We start from the raw sequence: 21,171 nt of genomic DNA, 5'->3' as shown, positions 1-21,171 counted from the left end.
GTGCAAAGAAGAATACTTATTTGGCAAAATTAAGCCACGATAGTTAGCCAGATTGGCCCTTGTGGTTAGCAGGCGAATCGTTGTAAAATACAATTAAAGGAGTGAGGGTCTAATGAAATCCAGTCTTGAAGCGTTAATTGCGATTAATAAGGTACAACAAACCTTACTCCAGCGAATGACGAAACGTTATCAGCTGACAGTGTCCGAGTGGCAACTACTCGACCACATTGGGGGCGGCGAAAATACACAGGAAATTCTAGCCCAACAAACGCGGCTTGATACGTCAACGCTGAGTCGACAACTGAAAGGCTTAGTGGCTAAGGAGATGGTCACTAAGGAAGCCATTGGTCGTGATAAACGGCAATTGATTTACACCATTACAGAACAGGGAACTCAGACAGCCGCGGCCATTAATACGGCATTCGAGGACTTGTCAGACCAGATTTTTGAGCACTGGTCAACTGACGAACGTAACTTATTACAGATTCTTTTAAACCGGTTAGATAAGAGCTTGGACCGGCGACGGGGGTTGCAGAATTAACGAATAGGAGTGACATATTATTCAACAGCGATTAGTCATTATTTCATTAGACGCGCTGGGGAGTCGTGACTTAGACGACCATCTAGCAGAATTACCTAATTTACGGCGATTAGTCGTCACGGGCACACGGGTTAAGCAGGTTCAGGGAATTTATCCCACGTTAACTTACCCATCGCACACGACGATTATCACCGGGCAATATCCCAAGGATCATGGGATCGTTAATAATACCAAACGCCAGCCGCAACGCCAGTCTCCAGATTGGTATTGGTATCAACGGGATGTTCAAGTCCCAACCCTGTATGACTTAGTGCGGCAGCAGCACCGAAAAACGGCAGCCTTTTTATGGCCGGTGACGGCGGGTAGTAAGATTACGTATAATCTAGCGGAAATTTTCCCCAATCGAATTTGGACGAACCAAGTCTTGGTTTCTTTAAAGGCTAGTAGTCCCGCTTTTTTGTTACGAATGAATCAAAAATATGGTCACTTACGGCGGGGAATTCAACAACCCGAGTTAGATGACTTTATCACGGCTTGTGCGGTGGATACGTTAAAGCATAAGAAGCCCTGGTTAACGTTGATTCACCTGGTTGACATGGATAGTATGCGTCATCGGTATGGGGTACGTTCTGACGAAGCATTAGCCGCATTACACCGATTGGATCAGCGTGTGGGCCAATTAATCGATGCAACGATTGAGGCAGGCACCTTTGCCCAAACCAACTTTGCTATCTTGGGGGACCACTATCAAATCAACGTGGATCATATGATTCACTTGAATCAGGCCTTTGCCAAACGGGGATGGTTAACCCCAACTACCGCCGGGACAGTGAAAAATGATTGGCACGTTTGGGCTAAGTCCTGTGATGGGAGTACTTATGTTTACACCCGCAATTTTGCTGATCTGAAGACACTCCGGACTCTGTTGGAACAAACTCCTGGTGTTGAACGGGTGAGTGATCAGCAGACGGCCCAAGCGCGCGGGGCTGACCCAACTTGCCGATTTATGGTTGAGGCTCAGGCTGGGTATTACTTCACGGATGAGACCAATCGTGCTGAGGTGGTTGAAGCAGTTGATCCCGATAGTCTGGGACAACCCGATCGATATCATGGTGTTCACGGTTATGATCCTTTAAAACCCGATTATTTTACGACACTAGTCTTAAATGGGCCTAGTGTTAAGGAAAATCAAACGATTGAACGAGCTGACTTAATTGATGAAGCGCCAACGTTTGCTGCGTTGCTGGGCGTTAAGTTCCCCAATGCATTACCGGGTCATACCTTACTGGATGCCCTTAAGGGGGCGTCACATGAAGCTGACTAAGGAACAGTGGAGCTGGGTCTTTTATGATTGGGCCAACTCTGGCTACGGGATTATCGTGACGACCGCGGTGTTGCCCATTTACTTTAAGGGCATTGCGGCGGCTAACGGGGTCAGTGCGGCGAACGCCACTGCCTACTGGGGGTATGCCAATAGTCTGGGAACGTTACTTGTCGCCTTGCTGGCACCATTTTTAGGGGCGCTCGCCGACTACCAAGGCTATAAGAAGCGGTTGTTAACCAGTTTCTCCATCTTGGGGATGGTGATGACGCTGGGGCTAGCTGTCTTACCGACAACCCAATGGCAGTGGCTACTGGTGGTCTATATTATCTCTGTACTGGGTTATTCTGGCGGGAATCTTTTTTACGATAGTTTTTTGACGGATGTCAGTGATAACCGGTCAATGGATCGAATTTCTAGTATCGGATATGGTTTTGGCTATCTAGGGGGCGTGATTGCCTTCATGTTGTTCATGGTTTTACAGTTAACTCATGGATTCGGTCAATTATCTAGTACCGCCGTTGCCCGTTGGGGATTTGTCTTAGCGGCGCTGTGGTGGGTAATTTTCTTCTTACCACTGCCGTTAAACGTCCACCAGCGGCATTCGCTCAGTGTGACGCAGGCCCCCTTGAAACAAAGCTGGCATCGGGTCTGGCAAACTATTCGGCACTTACGGCAGTATCGACATCTGGCATGGTTTCTGATTGCCTATTTCTGCTACATTGATGGGGTTGATACCATCTTTACGATGGCAACCTCAATCGGGCTAGACATCGGCATTGATAGCACGACGTTAATTATGGTTTTACTGGTTGTTCAACTAGTGGCCTTTCCTTGTTCCATCTTTTACGGCTGGTTAGCTGGCAAAACTAGCACCCGGACCGGAATTTTAATGGCAATTATGGTCTATTTGATTATCTGTGTGGATGCGTTACGTTTACAAACCACAACTGACTTTTGGGTGTTAGCGATTCTAGTTGGTACGAGTCAGGGCGGCATTCAGGCATTATCACGGTCGTATTTCGGCCGGATTGTTCCCAAGAATCGGGCCAGTGAATTCTTTGGTTTTTACAATATTTTAGGGAAGTTTTCGGCGGTCTTAGGCCCCGTATTAGTCGGTGTCGTCACCCAATTGACCGGTCAATCACGAATTGGGGCGGCTTCGCTGGCAATTCTGTTCATCCTGGGATTAGTGATCTTTTGGTCGATTCCCCGGCAAGCCATAGACAATGCCTAGTGGTTCGACGCGTTTTATGTTATTCTAGGTAAACGAATGAAAGACAAAGTAGGTGTAAGAATGAAGATTGCTGTGGTCACCGATAGTACTTGCTATTTGTCCGCAGAAGAGGTCGAACGGTATCACATTCACGTGGTACCCATCCCGGTGATCATTGATGGTCGCTCTTACGATGAAGATGTTGATATTACGACCAGTGAATTCTACGATCGATTACGAAACTCAAAGTCATTTCCAAGTACGTCCCAACCCCCGTTGGGTGAAATGATTAATCTCTATGACCAACTGGCTGATGAGGGCTACGATGCCGTGATTAGTATTCACTTAGCTAGTACGATTTCTGGTTTTGTGAACCAACTCAAGACGTTAGCCCCCACGATTGATAATATTCGCGTGATTCCGTATGACTCTCAAATTACGGTGAAGTTAATGGGGTATTTGGCGATTGAAGCCGCTAAGATGGCCGCTGATGGTGCGGAACCCGAAGCCATTATTGCTCGGATGGATGATTTACGTTCAACCATCGGGGAGTATTTTGTGGTGGATGATCTGCAAAACTTGGTGCGTGGCGGCCGATTATCCAATGCCTCGGCCTTTATCGGTAGTGTTTTACGGATTAAGCCCTTATTGACGTTTGACGATGATACGCATGAAATCGTTGCGTTTGAGAAGGTGCGGTCACGGAAGAAAGCATTAGCCCGGGTGGAAGATCTATTCGTTCAAGCCCAATCACAAGTTGACTATCCATTGCGTGCGTTGGTGATTAATGCCAATGACCCTGAGGCCGGTCAAACGTGGGCTGACAAGATTGCTACGCAGTATCCCGAGATTCCTGTAGAACAGTCCTATTTTGGACCGGTCATCGGGGCTCATTTAGGTGAAAAAGCGTTGGCTCTGGCGTGGATGAAGGACTTTGAACGGGCATAGGTTGTGCATGAAGTTGCTCAGTGTGGTATGCTATTAGCTGTAATTAAATTTACGGAGTAGGAAATAAAGCGTCAAGTGCCGGTGGAACGCAATGTGAACACAATGTGAACACCGGACGAAGGGCAATTGGCCCGCGATTTTATTTCCGCATTGGCCGCAGGAATGTGGCAACTCCCTTAGGAGATGTCTAAATTGAAGACAATGGCAAAAACCCAGCTACCCAAGCTGGACACGTTGAGTATGGTGACGATGGGTGTATTGATGGCTTTGCAACTGGTCATCAGTCGCTTCTCAGTTGGTAACAATTTCATCAAGGTTAGTTTTACCTTTTTGATCGTTGCTTTGATTGCGAAATGGTTCGGTCCCTGGTGGGGGATGCTGACTGCTGCGGTGGTCGATGTGATTGGCACGTTGATGACCGGGGGACCATTCTTTATCGGGTTCACGGTGTCCGCAGTGCTCGGATCTCTTATTTACGCCGTGTTCTTGTATCGACAACCAGTTAGTTGGTGGCGGGTGATTGGGGCGTCTGTCTTGATTGCCTTGCTGGTGAATACGTTGTTGAATACGCTATGGGTGACCATCATGTACCAGACCCCATTTTGGAGCTTATTGCCAGTTCGAGCATTGAAAGAACTGATCGTCACACCGGTACAGATTGTGCTGGTTTATCTGTTGTTAAAGAGTCAAGTGATCCAGATGATTCAAGCCCGTTTGAATAAATAACTTAGTGACACCGTTTTGGTTTTTACCGGAACGGTGTTTTTAAATGGGTATCGACAGATTGAGGAGATTAAATTAATTACTTTAACTTATACAAACAAAATAATCACCTCGCCATAACACAACCAAAACTGGCAACTAAGTCCCACGTCTAGTTAATTAGGGAAGGCGCATAACCTTTAACTTTTTCTATCAAACACGCGGTGCTGCTTGCATTGCCTGCTTAATTTCGCTATAACGTAACTATAAGTCTAGTCTCAGGGAGAGGATAAACATGCACCAGATAATCCAATTATACGCAAAATACAAAGATATTTTGGCGTATCTTATTTTCGGGGGGCTGACAACGGTGGTCAATCTCGTTGTCTTCTACGTCACCGTCACGTTATGGGGGTGGAACTATCAAGTTGGGAACGTATGGGCGTGGTTCTTGTCCGTACTCTTTGCGTATTTAACCAATCGGGTCTGGGTTTTTCATTCCCATTTCACCACCATCAAGATGCTGGCTAAGGAAGCCGTTGCCTTTTTTGCAGCGCGTGGCGTTACCTTAATTATGGATATGGGTATCATGTGGATCGGGGTCTCACTCTTACAACAGAATGAAATGCTAACCAAGTTGGTTGACCAAATCGTCGTGGTATTAGCTAACTATTTCTTTAGCAAGTGGTTTGTCTTTCACAAAAGTAAGGCAGCCTCATCGGTTGACGACTAAAAGCTGGACAATATGTCCAGCTTTTTTAGTTGGTGCGATATCAAAGTTCGTTTTCGGATTACTCGTGCCTTTTTAGAAGTAGTCTGATGAATACTGATAAGGGGAGTTTGGAATCCTTGTAATTTTTATAGACACTGCCAAGATTTTGGGCCCAGCCACCGTCAATGAAGTAAATTGCCACAATAAAAAGCAGTATCCCGATAGTTACATATAGCCAATTCATTCGCCCCATCTTCTTTGTGTAAATTTACAGTGAGTATAGACCGAGGTGGTCTGACTGGCAAAATAAAAAGCGATTGTTCCGCTGGTTTGAGAACAATCGCCTGAGGTCGATATGATTTAAGCGACCACCCGAGCGCGTGAACGCCGGCTAGTAGATAATCGATAATAGAGAGCCACGATGAGTCCGCCAATCATGATTCCGGCGGCATTGGCGAGAACATCATTGATGTCGCTGCTACGGTTAATCAGCCAATGTTGTGATAAGACATATTGGAACGTTTCAATGCTACTACCGACTAGGAGACCTAGGCCACCAACCGTCAGCAGTGATAACTTAGGCCAGAACCATTTTAATAGGAGGCCAATTGGAACGGTTAGCATGATATTTTCTAGAAAACCTAAGTTGAAAACATCCAGTTGCGTCAGGTTAATGCGACCGGCACCTAGGGGCATCACGTATAGAGCGGTTCCGTACACGGAGATAGGCGTAAATAAGATAGTGGCAAGGCCGGTGAAGTAGCCCAAGATAACGAGTGCAAACCAGTGGATTTTTTTACCCGTCATGATAATGAGCAGGCCACTTAAGCAGGCCGTTAAAGCGATTAATAGTAAAGGTTCCCAGCGCATCGAATCACCTCCGAAAATGATGCAATCATATGGGCGTCGTTTGTTAACATGTGACCATCGTACCGCGGAAAGGTGGCGAACGGGGATTTCTCGCGATGGTTTTAAGGTTTCTTGGTTCCTTTAGAGAAAATGTAAGACTCTGGTCAAAGAATCATCACATTTTTGGGCGGATTTAACGTATTGACGAAAAAAAGAGGCGCGCGCTGTAAGTGTCTGCGTACGTCTCGCTTCTAATTTGTAAGGGGCTTACGGTGGTGAAGTGCCGTTAAACGGTAATACAGGGCCACGACCATACCACCCACGATAACGCCCAGGGTATTGGAAATAACATCATTAATGTCACTACTGCGGTTAATCAGCCAATGTTGTGACAGGATATACTGCGTTGTTTCGAAGAACGTTCCCGCCAGTCCGCCGAGTTCAAGCAGGCGCCAAAGTGACAATTTAGGCCAGATCCATTTCAGCAGAATTCCCAACGGAATTGTCATTATAATGTTCTCAAAGAAGCCAAGATTAAGCATGTCCAAATGGGTGAGATTAACTTGACCAGACCCAGGACCGATAATGTAAACGGCTGTGCCCGTAAAAGCGAGTGGGGTAAAGAGAATGGCGCCCAGACTCGTTAAGTAGCCCCAAACTAACCATGTCAGCCAGTGCTTGCGGTAATGAGTCGCTAGGATGAATAGGCCGGTTAACCCAGCCAATAGTAAGATAATGAGTAAAGGTTCCCAACGCATTTCATCGCCTCCAACTGAAGTCTATTTTAGATTAGTCCCATCCTAACGCACATTTGGTTTTAGTGGGTGAATTTGACTCGTGTTTTAGTCTTTCTTTGCCACTTTAGTCATTTCGTAAGTATCTGGTGGGGTTAAATCAGTTGGTTTTCCGCCAATTTCGGGTAGAATTGACTTAGAGAAATCAGTAGGAAAGAAGCGAAGCCGTCAATGTTAAAAGATGATCAAATTGTATGGGCGATTCACCAGATGGAAGACGAGATTGGACCAGTTGGTCCCTCACTGGATTCACGGACACCCTTTCAGTATCTCATTTCGGTAATTCTCAGCGCACAGGCCACAGATGTTTCCGTCAACAAAGTGACACCCATTTTGTTTGAGAAATATCCAGACCCCCAAGATTTAATGGTGGCAAACGTCACGGATGTGGAAGCCATCATTAAGAGCGTCGGTCTATTTCATAACAAGGCCCGTAATATCATTAAAACGGCGCGCATTGTTCATGAAGAGTTGGCCGATGTTGTGCCCACTGATCGTAAGGGAATTATGGCGCTACCGGGTGCCGGCCGAAAAACGGCCAATGTCGTGTTGAGTGATGTCTTTGACCAACCAACTTTTGCGGTGGATACACATGTCTCGGCGATTTCCAAGCGTTTACACTTTGTGGCGCAGAATGCTTCACCACTGCAGGTTGAGCAAAAAATTGTCGGCGTTTTGCCACCAGAAGAGTTGCATCAAGCGCATCACACCATGATTGAATATGGCCGCAAGTATTCGATGAAGCTCACACCAGACAAGGAAGTCTGCCAGTTAATTATTAATTGTGACCAGTTAAATGAGGAAAACGAGGCAACGGTTTAAAGACTACCAGTAGTACCGTTAAATCAATTGGTATTCAATCGAGATATACTGAGAGCCGGCCTTACTCGTTAACTGTTCATTCAAGTTCAATTGCCACATCTGTGTAGCGATTGTCAGCCGGTGCTGATTGACGTAGTGCTGAATGTTATCTAAGGTATGTAGAATGCTTCCCATATCGTTCATGGCAGTAGCAACAATGTACTGCCCAGCCAGCCGCTGAACGATAGGAATAGTGGTGACGTCAGCTAAGCTTACGGCTTTAATAATTTGGAAGCTAGCTGTGGGGTAAGCCTGCGCATCACTATTGGCGACTGAGGTGAGAAAGCCTGATTCATGCTTATCCAATAGTTTCAGTGGACCAATAATTTGATAGAAGGCTTGGTATAATGCGCTAATATCGCTATCCGTACAGCCGGCAGACTTCGGTGAACACCAAAAGGCCATTGCGGGACGTTCAACAATTGTGGGTACTAGTAAGTGGCTATTTTCGTTGAACTCGGGTTGTTGAAATCGTTCCGCCAAGGTATCTTTTAATAACGTTAGATTATCAATTTCAGTTTGAATGTGACTGAGGACAGTCCTTAATTGTTCATTTAGTTGGGTTGCATCGTTTGTCGCTAACAGTTCTTTAATCGTTGCAAGCGGTAAGTCTAAGTGCCGTAATTGTAGAATGAATTTTAACTGATACAATTGATCATAACTGTAATACCGGTAACCATTATCAGCAATGTGAGCCGGTTTAAACACATCTTCTTGATCATAGAAGAGTAGTGTCCGGCGAGTTGTGCCTGCTAATTCGGCAAATTTACGAATGGTTAACATTTTTTCAAATTCCCCCTTGAGGTGTCCCTTACGTTACAGTTTATACTTTCTTAGTAATGAAGTCAGTTATTGATAACGAGGAGGAACGATTTATGAAAGCAGTTGTGATTGACCATCCCGGTAATACAGATGTCTTAAAGCTAGTTGAGCGTCCAATTCCCCACGCCGATGCAACCCACTCGGTGATGAAGATTCATGCGTTTGGCGTTCATCGGTATGAAGTCTTGACACGCGAAGGTGGGTCTCCAACCGTTAAGTTCCCACGAGTCATCGGCGTTGAGGCTGTCGGTGAGATTCATGAGACAACGGCTGGCTCGGGGTTCAAGCAGGGACAACGCGTGATTACATTAAATGGCGGATTTGGCCGCGAATTTGACGGTAGCGAGCAGGAATACGCTCTGGTCCCTAATAAGACGCTATACACCGTTGACTTTGCAGGTGATTGGGTGACGTTGGCACAGTACCCAGAGACCTTTGTTACAGCCTGGGGGTCGATTAAAGCGCTACGCTTGCAACCAGGGCAAACCATGCTAGTTCGAGGTGGAACGAGTGCTGTGGGCTTGGCTATGATTAAGCTTGCTAAGGCTAGTGGTTTAAGGATTGTTGCAACTACTCGAAAATCAGAACGTGCGGCAATCTTAACGGCGCAAGGTGCCGACGATGTTGTACTGGACAAGGATGGTCAATTGCAAACGGATGCGATGTACGATGGTATTGTTGATCTGGTGGGAACGGCAACGATTCATGATTCACTCGCACACGTAAAGGTTGGTGGGACGGCTTGTGTCGTTGGGCTACTGGCAGGTGATTGGGTGATGAAGGACTTCTCGCCGTTTGAATTACAGAATCGTTATATTACCGACTACGACTCGGGGTTTGTCGATCAAACGATGATTGATGAGCTCTTTCATTTAATCAATCACAATCATATTGAAATTCCCATTTCAAAGGTTTTTCCACTAACGGAAATTGCCGCTGCTCACGATTATGTGATGGGAAACTCTCAGATGGGAGAAGTCATTGTTACTAATGACTAATTAAAAAATGTCCACGAGATAAAATCCGTGGACATTTTTTAATTAGTCTGCAAATAATATAACGAGCTTACCGTGCGCGTGGCCGGTCAAACTAGCTGTAACGGCGGCTTGCCAATCGTCGATCGTAAATGTTTGGGCAATGGGAATCTCAAATTTACCTTCGGCCGCTAGCTGGGCGTACTTTGCCAAAACCTCGTCATAGGGGAACGCGATGTTTTCGCTAAATGTTGACCGAACACCATATTTTTTGGCATTTTCATGGTCACTGATTGTCATGACGTGGTCTGGGTGATTACCCGCCATTTTAATTAGGTCGGGCAATGCGCCACTTGCTGAGGCAGTCTCCAAAACGGCGTCCACCTGGTTATTAGCCAAGGCTAACACCCGTTCAACTCGTCCGGGGCCGTAAGAGGTCACCGTGGCACCAAAAGCTTCAAGTTGCTTAGCAAAGGTTTGACCTGCCGTTGCAATGACATTAACGTGGTTTAACCGAGCAATTTGGACGGCCGCATAACCAATCATTGACCCGGCGCCATGAACGACCAGTGTTTGACCTGCATGGAGGTCGAGTGCTTTTAAGTGCGCGTAGGCGGTCGTTACCGCCATTGGCAATGCGGCGGCTTCTGTGAAGTCGAGCGGTTGCGGAATTTTGGCCCAATGATCCAGCACAGCTTCTTCGGCCGCTCCAGCACTGGTATAATCATTAAAATTAACGTTACCTAAGACGGCATCCCCCGGCTGAACATCGGTCACTTGGCGACCAACACCGGTAACAATTCCGGCAACGTCGGTCCCAATCCCTCGTGGTAAAATATGAGGGACGAAACCGTGACAGCAAGCCCAGTCGGCCGGATTCAAAGCGCATGCCTTAACTTGAATTCGAATGTGGTTGGCTTGAGGGACGGGAATAGTAGTGGTTTCAAGGTTTAAAACGGCTAAAGGTTCTCCATAAGCGTGATAGCGTAAGGTTTTCATTTGTTTTTCTGTCATTTTTAATGCCTCCAGAAAGTTCGTTGAGCTCAGTTATTCATTGCTCAATGAACGTATCATACCACCTAATCTTAGTGAATTAAGCTATAATGGAGTACGGTGTTGGGTTAATAGACACTATCTAAAAATGTGGGGGATATTATGCCAGATTTAAGAACAAAACGAACACATAGGGCCATTGTCACAGCATTCAGACAACTACTAACGACAACTCCCTTTGATAAAGTAACAATCAACGATATTGCTGAAAGCGCCTTGATTAATCGATCCACATTCTATGTTCACTTTTTGGATAAATATGATTTGCTACAACATATCTTCGAGGATATTTTAATTCAAGAACAAATTGATACGAGTCATATCGACCAACACCCGTTTGAATTATTTGCCCGGGTTAAATCCTCAAGTATTGAAGCAATAATTAAGCGCCAAACTACCGATGAATCTTTTGTTACAGAGTTTTTTAAGTTTTTTATCGAAAAACAGATAGAGCGGAATCGAAAAATGACGGAGCTGGAACGCTGCTTTTTTATCGGTCGTGTCCGCGCAATTATGATGTGGATTCAGCGAACTCCCCAGGCGTTTAATATCTTTACGGATTATCCGACGCTAGATCGTATTTTTCAAACGGGAAAGGCATCTGTGGCAGTCGACAGTTAGGAATCATGTGTTTTGAATGGGTGCTGTAGTGAAGAACTGGGTATAGATACCACTCATGAATAAGACTAGTTGCTTGTTGTCAGTGGAGAAAGTGGTATTCTTTGATGGTATTAATAATTTATTTACCGAAGGAAGGACCATTTTCTCATGAAAACAGTTTTGATTACTGGTGGTACCTCGGGCATTGGATTAGCTACGGCTGAGACGTTGGTACAGGCTGGGTGGCAGGTAGCCGTTATTGGTCGCTATCCAGAAAAGACACAGGCATTTGCCAGTGCCTACCCACAAATAAAGACCTATGTTGGTGATATGAGTAAAGTCGCTGAAATTAACCGGGTTATGGCGCTAATTGCTGCGGACTTGGGACACTTGGATGCGTTCTTTGCTAATGCGGGGTTAGGGACCTTTAAGCCGTTTAATGACATCAGCGAAGCGGACTTTGATCGTGAAGTTGATTTAAATTATAAGGGCACCTTCTTCGCGCTTCAGGCGGCAGCCCGGCTGATGAGTGCTGGTAGTAGTCTTGTCATTAATACGTCATGGACCTATCATCGCGGACTAAAAACATCCAGTTTGTATTCTTCTACAAAATCGGCAATTGCTTACTTAACGAAGAATCTAGCTTTAGAGTTGGGCGAACAAGGGATTCGGGTTAATGCGGTGAGTCCCGGCTATACGAACTCGACACAATTTAACGAGCAAAACATTGCCCCAGAACGGCTAAAACACATGCTAGACCGCGTGCCTTTAGGCCGGTTTGCTAATGCAACTGAAATTGCCAATGTTGTTGCGTTTTTACTATCTGATAAGGCCTCGTACGTTAATGGGCAAGATATTATTATTGATGGGGGTATGACCGTTACGCATGCCGAACCAGAAGTTTGAAGAAGATCTAAAGAGCACGGCTATTAAGTCCACCGACCAATAACCGTGCTTTTTCTTTGCGTTAAAATAACGATTTGATGCCCATAAAAATTAAGAGCAAGGCGACAATACGATTCAGATAGCGTCCATGACCTTTTCGTGATAAGAATTTAACAACCAACGGTGCGAGTAGTGCACCGATAATAGTTCCCACAATCAAGGGAAGTCCTGCGGCCCAATCTATTTGGCCGTTAGATAAGTGTAGGGCAGCTCCAACTAAACTCATACTAACTAAAACATAGGTTGAAGTTGCGGTTGCATGAAAGGTGTCTAATCCCAGTAATAGTAGTCCAGCAAGTACAGGACCACCGCCGCTAAGGCCAGCAATTCCCACCATTAATCCACTGACAATGCCGTACATGGCAGCAGCAAAGTGATTGGTTTGATTTGTCTGTGAGGATTGTCGCTTAAAGAAAATTTGAATTCCTAATACCATTAAAATTATGGCAATTACCCAACGATACACAGGTGTTGGAATGAAAGGCGCAATGAACGCCCCAACAATGACAGCCGGAATAGCTGTCAGCAACATTTGATTACCAATGTGAAAGTTAACTTTTCCTTGCCGAATATAGCCAACAGTTCCAATAATAACTGAAGGTAAAGCTGTAACAAGCGAAGTGGCTGCCGCAGTGGCTGGTGCCAAATGAAAAGCGGAAGAGAGAATGCCCAGGTAAATGGCAGCACCGCCACCGCCCAGCGCAATAACAAACGTGCCAACGATAATACCAATAAAAATTAACCAGATAAATGACAACATTAGGGTTGCCTTCTTTCATAGGATAAGTTAAGACTAGTTTGATCCAAAATAACGGACTCAAGGTGGTCAAATAAGGTATTCAGGTAGAAACCATTTTCCACTGGTATCAGGGTCTTCAAAGCGTATACTGTCAATCGGTATTGATGGCTTCCCTGACGAGGACGGGGACCTGAATAGTGAATTGCTAAATTTTGACCAAAGGACGTATGGCGCCATAATGGATGCCGTATACGTTGGACTAGTGAATCAATGCTGTTTCGACCTTGTGGAAGTAAGGCTGATTCGCTAAAATTAGGTGCAATGCTGATGGTCTTTGTATGAACAGGGTAATTAGCAACTACCCAGTGAATCCAAGGGAAACCAATGAGTGGTATCGTATCATAATCAATTAGGGTCCAACAAACATAGCTGGTCCCTGTGGGTAAGGCAATTATCTGAAACGGAAATGATTGTTGATTGATGCCATGATTAAGGTGTTCAGGAGTTACATTACAACCATATTTATCAGGAATTGTTTTAGAGGAAAAATTAGTTTGAATTTGCATGCGCATCGCCTTTATTATTTTATTTACATATTGTAATATATATTTACAACATGTAAAAGGCAAGCAGGAGGAAGAAATTGACAGCAAGAACGTTAACAAGTCAAAAAATTATTACGGCTGCTAAAGAATTAGTTTGTGCGGACACGGCACTAACCTTTGCGAATCTAGGAAGACATCTTGGCACTAAGTCACAGGCAATCTATCCGTACTATTCAGATGTGGCCGCAGTTCATATTGCCATCGCCAACGACTTCTTTCAAAGATTGGTCAGTCAATTGCAGCAAGATTTAGTTGGGCTAGCTGGTGAACCAGCCATTAGCCAATTTGCCAAGACATGTCGTCAATTGGCGGCGGCCGAGTTCCCAATTGTTCAGTTGATTCTAAATATGCCGGTGGCTACTAAACGGGTCGGTACCTTAAAGGAAAGTATTGATCAGGTATACCACGTCCTGGAACGTCTACTGGCGCCATTCAATCAAGACGAGGCACACCAACTCGTTGTTTCTAGAATGATTCGTAATCTAATCATTGGTGAGATCGTTCATGAGGGGACTGGGCGTTTTCAAAATCCAGCGATGTCCGCGGAGAGTAGTTTCAACCAGATGCTAGCTTTGGCTTTGACATCCTTTGACACACAGTCAGGCTAACTAACTGGGCGGCTATTGGTTAAAGAACGATATCCTCTAGAGATCATTTTTGATATACTGGTAGAAATGATCAGGGGGCATACAAATTATGAAAAAAGTACGAGAAAATGGAATTGATGGATTTTGGGGCCTCGTGATCTTTATTGGTTTGGCCGTTGCGTGTTTTATCATTTGGCTAGCTACGGGTCTAGCCACAAGCTGGTTAATCGCCACGCTACTTTACGTAGCCATGGCCAGTTGCTTCTTATACACGACACTGATTGGTAAACAAAAGATTTGGGACCAACAATTGCCACAGATTACCTTATCCACTGATACTCGAGCGTTAGATATCGGATGTGGGCACGGTATGGTCCTATTCAAAATTGCCCACCGGCTACCTGCCGGAGGACATATCACGGGGATTGATATCTGGCGTCAACAAGATCAAACTAACAACTCAATGGCTACGGTTATGCAGAAGATTCATACAGATGGACTGGATCAGGTTGCCGCCGTTCAGACGGCAGACATGCGTGAGTTACCATTTGCGGATAACCACTTTAATGTGGTTGTTTCTAGTCTGGCAATCCATAACGTCAAGCCTAAAGCTGGTCGGCAGCAGAGTCTGCGAGAGATTGCGCGGGTCTTACAACCAGGTGGTCAGTTGGTGATTGCGGACTTAGGCTTTTCTTGTAACGCTTACCGCCAGGAGTTAGTGCGTCTGGGATTCCATGACATTCAAGTCACAGGTACCGGTATCAACGGCTGGTGGGGCGGTCCGTGGATGCCAACATTGGTGTTACGGGCGATAAGATAAGAGAAAATGGCATCGGTGATAGATAGATTGGCATATAAGGCTATGTTTATGGCACCAAAAATCATTAAGCTATGTCGGTCCTCAAGGTAAGATGGATACATTAAGAAGTCTTAGGAGGAATGACTATGTCAGTTATTTTAATCACGGGTGCCAGTAGCGGTATTGGTTTACAAACAGCAATGACTCTGGCGCGTCAAGGACACGTTGTTTATGGAGCAGCTCGGCGAGTCGATAAGCTTGAAGCACTAGCAGCTGATGGTGTTCGACCACTGCGTTTAGACATTACCAGCGAAGAGTCAATGACAACGGCGGTAGCCACACTTATTAAAAATGAAAAGCGAATTGATGTTTTAATTAATAATGCTGGCTATGGCTCGTATGGAGCGATTGAGGATGTTTCACTCGCAGAGGCAAAGAAACAATTCGATGTTAATTTGTTTGGTATGGCACGACTAACACAATTAGTTTTGCCCCACATGAGAGCTCAACGCGCGGGACGCATCATTAATACATCATCAATGGGTGGTCGATTAGTTAGTTATATGGGGGCGTGGTATCATGCAACCAAGTATGCAGTTGAAGCCTTTAGTGATGCATTACGGATGGAAACGAAGAATTTTGGCATTAAGGTCTCAATCATTGAACCTGGTGGCATTAAGACAAATTGGGGATTCATTGCTGCCGATCATTTAGTAGCGTCAGCTCAGGGTGGTGCATATGAACAACAGGCGACCAAGGCTGCTACCGGTATGCGTCGACAGTATCACTCAAATATGCTATCAGCCCCTCAAGTTATTTCTAACGCGATTAGTAAAGCCGTTAATCGTCGTCATCCACGCACACGTTACTTAGTTGGTTTTGGCGCCAAGCCGTTGGTATTGGCAAAAAAACTCTTACCAACTCGTTTTTTTGACTTTTTGATGATGCACGCAAGCTAATGGGAGTGACTTAGGTTTGAAGATAATGATATCTGAGCAATTTCAAAAGTTTATGGCGACACTGGGTATCGATTTGAACAGTACATTAGAAGCTGCCGGTGTTCATAAGATTGTTTGGCAAGAACAACTAGAGCTATCCGATAGTGATTATTGGCGATTGATGAGTGAGCTTGATAATGAGTTATCGGATGAAATGATGATTAATTTTGGTGATATTACTTGCATGCAGACCTTTATGCCATCATTTTTTGCGGCACTTTCCGCTCAAACTGGTCTGCAGGCAGTTAAAAGACTCGCAACTTATAAATCACTAGTTGGCCCAGTCCGACTAGTAGTCACTACTGATCAAGAGCGCATTGACGTCCGCGTTGAAGGTGATAACCTAGGTATTGAGTTGCCCCGGTTTACGGTTATGACTGAACAATTATTACTGATTAGTTTGTTACGTGTAGGGACTGGGCTACCAATCAAGCCAGTTTTGATTGGTAGCAAGTATCATTATGGTTCGCAGTTATCAAACGTAATTGGCAGTCGCCCACAAGAGATGAATTCAAACAGTATACAATTTAGTATGACTGACTTAAAACAACCGTTTGTCTCAGCAAATAATACAATGTGGGCCTTTCTGCAGCCAGAACTCGACCGACAAAAGTTATTAATTCAACAAGATAAATCACTACTTGCTACCGTTCAAGCATTACTTCTGAAGAAAGTTCCAAGTGGAGATTTTTCAATTAACGATGTTGCTGATACCTTAAACCTCAGTAAGCGGACCTTACAACGTCAATTGAGCGCAGTAGGGACGACATTTAACGAAGAGGTTCAGGCCGCAAGAAAGGTACTAGTGATGCCCTTAATTAAGGATCGAACATTAAGCCTGATTGAAATTAGTTATTTGTTGGGATATGCAGACCCGGAATCTTTCTCACGTGCCTTTAAAAAATGGTTTGATCAAAGTCCATTAGCTTATCGTAAGCAGATGATAATGGCGTAAAAGAATCGATGAAATTTATAAAATTATAGGATGGTTTCAATTGTGGCTATAGCCCAACTGAAACCATTTTTAAGTGCCCTAAAATGCTTAAATACACTTGGTCCTAGACTTAAAGTAGCAAGCATCCAATATACACGGTTTTTTAATGCGTTTGCAATCACACCGGAGTGTACTGCGAGTTCAATTACATTTGTCATCAGTTCACCAGAAGACACAGCCATTAATGAGATAATTATTCGTATTGATAAACAGGTAATATAAAAAATAATTACTATATTGCATTATAAGAAAGCTAATCTTTTAGGACTGATTAAGTTCTGGAAATTAGCTTTTTTCCATTTGTCTAGTAGCTTAATGATTTTTAATAATCAATGACTATAACGCATAGTAAGAAATGCAACATAACTGTTTTACATTTAACCATAATGGCCTTATTCTATATTCATCAAGTTGATACAGATAAACAAAAACGGAGGTCATTACAAATGAATTTGGAAAATAAAGTTGTTGTTATTATGGGTGCTTCATCTGGAATCGGGGCGGCAACGGCTCAGTTATTGGCAGCGGACCATGCGAAACTGGTTTTAGCTGCGCGTCGGTTAGACCGGTTAGATGAAATAAAGACGGCTAATCCCAATGAGGCCATTTTAACAATGCGGGCTGACGTTACCAAGTTCGATGAGGTTAAGGCAGTTATCGATACGACGATCAAGCAATACGGTCGCGTAGACGTTCTCTACAACAACGCTGGCATTATGCCCACCAATCCTTTGATTGCTGGTAAGCGTGATGAATGGCAAAATATGCTGCAAATTAATATCATGGGTGTTCTGAACGGAATTGCTGCTGTCTTACCCAGCATGGCGGCCCGAAAGAGCGGTCACATCATCACAACCGATTCGGTTGCCGGGCATGTGGTAACGCCAGACAGTGCCGTGTATAGTGGTACTAAGTATGCCGTTCGGGCGATTATGGATGGCTTACGACAAGAACAGGCAGAAAATAATATTAAAACAACTATCGTTTCACCTGGGAGTACGGGAACAGAATTATTTAACTCTATTACCGACGCAGACCAGAAACAGTTTGCGGAAGACTTCTTTAAAAATATTCATGGCTTGGAACCTAAGCAGATTGCCCAAGCCGTTGAATTTGCAATTGGTACGGAAGCCAATATGTCGGTGAGTGAGGTCATTGTGCGGCCAACCCGGCAGTCATTATAAGATGTTATAAGTGTAAGTAAAAAGCTTTCCACATGTATGATAACTATGCATGTGGAAAGCTTTTTAATGCTAAAATTGGGTAGTGAAAATGATTATTTTGAGGTGGTTAATATGGAATTACGTGTATTACGTTATTTCGTGACGATCGTACAGGAAGGTAATATCTCAGGAGCGGCAAATGTCCTGCACGTTTCGCAATCAACGTTGTCCCGCCAGATTCAAGACCTTGAGTCGGAGTTAGCGACCACACTGTTTACGCGTGGTAGTCGCCGGATCAAATTGACGGCAGATGGGCAATTTTTATACTCGCGGGCAGAAGAAATGCTTCAATTAGCCGATAGCACCAGACACGCGATCAACGCGCAGGACATCGTATCTGGTGATCTTATTATCGGTGCGGGCGAGAACTTTACGAGTGCGTTAATTGCGCAAATTTTTCGCCAAATTGTAACAGCTTATCCTAAGGCCAAGGTGCATTTAGTTAGTACAACCGGTGATGACGTACGAGCTGGTATTGATAAGGGAACCCTAGACTTTGGGATTATTACAACTGAAGCGGACTTTCCTGAGTATGCGCAATTACAGTTTCCGCAAAAGGATGCTTGGGGACTGGTAATGCCGGCAAAACATGAACTAACGCAAAAGAAGGCTCTAGAACCGGTTGATCTGGCCGGTCACCGAATTTTATTAGCACGTCAGGCAGACGTTGAACGTACCTTACGCCAGTGGGTAGGTGCCTATCAATCACAGGTCCAGATTGTTGGGACCTATGACATGTATTACAGCATGCACGTCCTGGTGCGTAATCGGGTAGGATTGGCTTTTTCCTTTGACAAACCGGACTATCATCAACCAGACAGTCAATTGGTCTTTAGGCCTTTAGCACAGATGAAACGGTTCTCATCAAAACTAATTTGGAAGCATGGCCGACCATCGTCACGGCTAGCAGAAATTTTTCTGACTAAGATGAACAATGCAATTAATAACGGAAGGCATTAGCGTTAAAACAAGATAGAAGAGGCATAGAGATGCGTGAAAATACGCCTCTATGCCTTTTTTTGAATTATTGAGAAATTTTAGGATGGTTAATTTGTATGAATTCATGTAAAAAATCGGCCGTTTTCTTACCGGGGAGCTTCGCGCTCAGTAACCCGTAGTCAACAGTGATATCGGTTTTTAACGGAACGGTAACTAGATTAGGATGAATTCTTTTCCAGGGTGTTAACGAGATCATGGCAATATTTTCTTCGACAGCCTTATTGAACGTGTTAATGTCGTATCTGCCTGTCGTATCAATCGGCTGTACGCTCGGCACTTTCTCTAGCAATTGTTGGCGTAATAAATCGTTCTTTTCACTAATTCCGGTTGGTACCATTAAAACCTTTTGGTGGGCCAAATCTGAAAATTGAATTTCTTCTAATTGGGCCAACGGGTGATCACTTCTGACGGCAATGCCAAAATGATAAGACCCGAGCTTAGTGGCACTAAAGGCGTGTTTCAACGTCGTACTGTCAAAGGTCCCGACCATGAGGTCACTACTACGTCCAAGCATTGCATATTCACGGTTGCTAGAGTTGAGGTCCTCTTGCAATTGAACTAAGCGGATTTGAAACTTAGGCATGTCGGGCGCAACTTTTTTCCAAATTGACATAAACGGATCGGCCGGGTGGAGCAATGACGTTCCTAGCAGAATAATTTGCTTATCATCAGTTCGTACGCGCCGAGTCTCTTCAACTGCTGTATTGAGTAAATTTAGCAGTTGGTGGACGTAAGGTTGGAACGTCTTTCCTTGTGGTGTTAGTTGCACGCCGGTTGCCGTGCGATTAAAAAGTTTTAGGTTAAGCTCAGCTTCAAGCCGATTAATCTGCTTCATCACGGCTGTTCCGGAGATGAAGCTTTGCTCAGCGGCCTTGGTGAAGCTGCCATACTCGCTTACGCGTAAAAAGGTCTGCAATTGATTGATATCCACAATAACACCTCCAATAAGCCTAGTATAAACCAGAAGTTGATACTAGACCAACTAACGGATTCTTCAAATATCTTAATATCCATCTATACTAGTATTTGTAGTTAAGGCATGACAAACGTAAGAAAATATTGGATCAACCAAAGGGTTGTAGAAGTTAGCTTTAATTTGCGTTTAGATCAGCTACTTTAAAGATAATTAGGAGGAAATAAATTATGTCAGTAGAAAATAAAGTTATTGTCATCACAGGGGCTTCTTCAGGTATCGGTGAAGCCAGTGCTAAGTTACTTGCTAGTCATGGAGCCAAAGTCGTTTTAGGTGCCCGGCGTGAAAGTCGGTTACAGGAATTGGTGAGAGCTATTGCAGCACAAGGTGGTCAAGCGGCCTACCGGGTAACCGATGTCACTAATCCAGCTGATCTCACGGCGCTAGTCGACTTAGCGAAAACCAAGTTTGGTGGTATTGATGTGATCTTCAATAATGCTGGTATCATGCCAACATCCCCGATTAGTGCATTAAAGACTGATGAATGGAACGCCATGATCGAGATTAATTTGAAGGGGGTTCTAAATGGGGTTGCCGCCGTGATGCCCGAATTTACCAAGCAAAAACATGGTCAAATCATTACGACATCCTCAGTCGCCGGATTGAAATCCTTTGCGGGCTCCGGTGTCTATGGTGCCACGAAGTTTGCGGTTCGTAATTTGATGGAAGTTATTCGCATGGAAAGCGCGCAGGAACAGACCAATATTCGGACAACTAGTCTGTATCCTGCCGCAATTAATACGGAGCTATTACACACCATCACGGACGCTGGTTCCAAGCAAGGCATGAATAAGTTATATGAATCTGTTGGCATTACGCCAGACGCCGTTGCCCGTGTTGTTGACTTTGCGGTTGCGCAACCGGCCGACGTTAACGTCAATGAATTTACTATCTACCCAACTAAGCAAGGGTAAAA

General features: G+C 44.5%; 24 protein-coding genes and 1 riboswitch. Of the genes, 17 read left to right on the top strand and 7 right to left on the bottom strand.

Annotation, left to right across the window (positions count from 1 at the left end):
- Positions 1-112: 112 nt before the first annotated feature.
- From FC61_RS02140 to FC61_RS02115, 6 genes are all read left to right on the top strand, one after another.
- On the top strand, positions 113-541 hold the full coding sequence (locus FC61_RS02140; protein ID WP_011667756.1) for a MarR family winged helix-turn-helix transcriptional regulator: 429 nt from the start codon (positions 113-115) through the stop codon (positions 539-541).
- Positions 542-557: 16 nt separating this feature from the next.
- A complete protein-coding gene (locus tag FC61_RS02135; RefSeq protein ID WP_024525249.1) occupies positions 558-1,865 on the top strand; it encodes an alkaline phosphatase family protein in 1,308 nt (435 codons plus the stop codon).
- Positions 1,852-3,099: an MFS transporter gene (locus FC61_RS02130; protein ID WP_021742564.1), complete on the top strand. Its 1,248-nt coding sequence runs from the start codon at positions 1,852-1,854 to the stop codon at positions 3,097-3,099. Before FC61_RS02135 ends, FC61_RS02130 begins: the two co-directional genes overlap by 14 nt.
- Positions 3,100-3,159: 60 nt before the next feature.
- Positions 3,160-4,026 (top strand): DegV family protein, encoded by an 867-nt coding sequence (locus FC61_RS02125; protein ID WP_011667753.1) that lies wholly within the window; start codon positions 3,160-3,162, stop codon positions 4,024-4,026.
- 50 nt (positions 4,027-4,076) lie between these two features.
- Positions 4,077-4,185, top strand: a riboswitch (THF riboswitch).
- Positions 4,186-4,209: 24 nt separating this feature from the next.
- Positions 4,210-4,752, top strand: coding sequence for a folate family ECF transporter S component (locus tag FC61_RS02120; RefSeq protein ID WP_015473742.1), 543 nt, complete (start codon positions 4,210-4,212; stop codon positions 4,750-4,752).
- Between the two features lie 271 nt (positions 4,753-5,023).
- Positions 5,024-5,461 carry a GtrA family protein gene (locus tag FC61_RS02115; RefSeq protein WP_021742562.1) on the top strand — a complete coding sequence of 146 codons (438 nt, stop codon included), beginning with the start codon at positions 5,024-5,026 and terminating at the stop codon, positions 5,459-5,461.
- Positions 5,462-5,800: 339 nt separating this feature from the next.
- Here FC61_RS02115 and FC61_RS02110 read toward each other — a convergent pair whose 3' ends face one another.
- Positions 5,801-6,310: a VanZ family protein gene (locus FC61_RS02110; protein ID WP_021742560.1), complete on the bottom strand. Its 510-nt coding sequence runs from the start codon at positions 6,308-6,310 to the stop codon at positions 5,801-5,803.
- Positions 6,311-6,540: 230 nt separating this feature from the next.
- Positions 6,541-7,047 (bottom strand): VanZ family protein, encoded by a 507-nt coding sequence (locus tag FC61_RS02105; protein ID WP_011667748.1) that lies wholly within the window; start codon positions 7,045-7,047, stop codon positions 6,541-6,543.
- Between the two features lie 207 nt (positions 7,048-7,254).
- Here FC61_RS02105 and FC61_RS02100 point away from each other — a divergent pair, with 207 nt between their 5' ends.
- Positions 7,255-7,905, top strand: coding sequence for an endonuclease III domain-containing protein (locus FC61_RS02100; protein WP_021742558.1), 651 nt, complete (start codon positions 7,255-7,257; stop codon positions 7,903-7,905).
- Positions 7,906-7,923: 18 nt separating this feature from the next.
- Here FC61_RS02100 and FC61_RS02095 read toward each other — a convergent pair whose 3' ends face one another.
- Positions 7,924-8,727 carry a MerR family transcriptional regulator gene (locus FC61_RS02095; protein WP_021742557.1) on the bottom strand — a complete coding sequence of 268 codons (804 nt, stop codon included), beginning with the start codon at positions 8,725-8,727 and terminating at the stop codon, positions 7,924-7,926.
- 92 nt (positions 8,728-8,819) lie between these two features.
- On the opposite strand from FC61_RS02095, the gene FC61_RS02090 reads away from it, so the two are divergent.
- Entirely contained in the window at positions 8,820-9,764 is a 945-nt protein-coding gene (locus FC61_RS02090; protein WP_035464967.1) for a zinc-binding alcohol dehydrogenase family protein, read from the top strand.
- A gap of 42 nt (positions 9,765-9,806) precedes the next feature.
- Here the strand turns inward: FC61_RS02090 and FC61_RS02085 are convergent, their stop codons facing one another.
- Positions 9,807-10,754, bottom strand: coding sequence for an NADP-dependent oxidoreductase (locus tag FC61_RS02085; protein ID WP_021742555.1), 948 nt, complete (start codon positions 10,752-10,754; stop codon positions 9,807-9,809).
- A gap of 141 nt (positions 10,755-10,895) precedes the next feature.
- On the opposite strand from FC61_RS02085, the gene FC61_RS02080 reads away from it, so the two are divergent.
- Positions 10,896-11,414 carry a TetR/AcrR family transcriptional regulator gene (locus tag FC61_RS02080; protein WP_021742554.1) on the top strand — a complete coding sequence of 173 codons (519 nt, stop codon included), beginning with the start codon at positions 10,896-10,898 and terminating at the stop codon, positions 11,412-11,414.
- A gap of 147 nt (positions 11,415-11,561) precedes the next feature.
- On the top strand, positions 11,562-12,299 hold the full coding sequence (locus FC61_RS02075; protein WP_021742553.1) for an SDR family NAD(P)-dependent oxidoreductase: 738 nt from the start codon (positions 11,562-11,564) through the stop codon (positions 12,297-12,299).
- Positions 12,300-12,360: 61 nt separating this feature from the next.
- On the opposite strand, the gene FC61_RS02070 is transcribed toward FC61_RS02075, so the two are convergent.
- Both FC61_RS02070 and FC61_RS02065 read right to left on the bottom strand, forming a co-directional pair.
- Entirely contained in the window at positions 12,361-13,095 is a 735-nt protein-coding gene (locus tag FC61_RS02070) for a sulfite exporter TauE/SafE family protein (protein WP_111705401.1), read from the bottom strand.
- Between the two features lie 2 nt (positions 13,096-13,097).
- A complete protein-coding gene (locus tag FC61_RS02065; protein ID WP_021742551.1) occupies positions 13,098-13,643 on the bottom strand; it encodes a YbhB/YbcL family Raf kinase inhibitor-like protein in 546 nt (181 codons plus the stop codon).
- 77 nt (positions 13,644-13,720) lie between these two features.
- On the opposite strand from FC61_RS02065, the gene FC61_RS02060 reads away from it, so the two are divergent.
- The 6 genes from FC61_RS02060 (at position 13,721) to FC61_RS02035 (ending at position 19,243) form a co-directional block, all read left to right on the top strand.
- Positions 13,721-14,290 carry a TetR/AcrR family transcriptional regulator gene (locus FC61_RS02060; protein ID WP_021742550.1) on the top strand — a complete coding sequence of 190 codons (570 nt, stop codon included), beginning with the start codon at positions 13,721-13,723 and terminating at the stop codon, positions 14,288-14,290.
- An 88-nt stretch (positions 14,291-14,378) separates the two neighbouring features.
- On the top strand, positions 14,379-15,089 hold the full coding sequence (locus FC61_RS02055) for a class I SAM-dependent methyltransferase (protein WP_021742549.1): 711 nt from the start codon (positions 14,379-14,381) through the stop codon (positions 15,087-15,089).
- 125 nt (positions 15,090-15,214) lie between these two features.
- A complete protein-coding gene (locus tag FC61_RS02050) occupies positions 15,215-16,027 on the top strand; it encodes an oxidoreductase (protein WP_035464966.1) in 813 nt (270 codons plus the stop codon).
- Between the two features lie 25 nt (positions 16,028-16,052).
- Entirely contained in the window at positions 16,053-17,021 is a 969-nt protein-coding gene (locus FC61_RS02045) for a helix-turn-helix domain-containing protein (RefSeq protein WP_021742547.1), read from the top strand.
- A 485-nt stretch (positions 17,022-17,506) separates the two neighbouring features.
- Complete coding sequence (locus tag FC61_RS02040; protein ID WP_024525232.1) at positions 17,507-18,244, top strand: SDR family oxidoreductase; 738 nt, start codon at positions 17,507-17,509, stop codon at positions 18,242-18,244.
- Positions 18,245-18,355: 111 nt separating this feature from the next.
- Positions 18,356-19,243, top strand: coding sequence for a LysR family transcriptional regulator (locus FC61_RS02035; RefSeq protein WP_035464973.1), 888 nt, complete (start codon positions 18,356-18,358; stop codon positions 19,241-19,243).
- A 64-nt stretch (positions 19,244-19,307) separates the two neighbouring features.
- Here FC61_RS02035 and FC61_RS02030 read toward each other — a convergent pair whose 3' ends face one another.
- Positions 19,308-20,213, bottom strand: a complete 906-nt coding sequence (locus FC61_RS02030) for a LysR family transcriptional regulator (RefSeq protein ID WP_021742543.1) — start codon at positions 20,211-20,213, stop codon at positions 19,308-19,310.
- A gap of 212 nt (positions 20,214-20,425) precedes the next feature.
- Here FC61_RS02030 and FC61_RS02025 point away from each other — a divergent pair, with 212 nt between their 5' ends.
- Complete coding sequence (locus FC61_RS02025; RefSeq protein ID WP_021742542.1) at positions 20,426-21,169, top strand: SDR family oxidoreductase; 744 nt, start codon at positions 20,426-20,428, stop codon at positions 21,167-21,169.
- The last annotated feature ends 2 nt before the right edge of the window (positions 21,170-21,171 follow it).

Origin of the sequence: Levilactobacillus brevis ATCC 14869 = DSM 20054, assembly GCF_001433855.1 — a bacterium.
GTDB classification, from domain to species: Bacteria; Bacillota; Bacilli; order Lactobacillales; family Lactobacillaceae; genus Levilactobacillus; species Levilactobacillus brevis.
The sequence above is the reverse complement of the archived record's forward strand: the minus strand, read 5'-3'. Positions and strand labels throughout refer to the sequence as shown.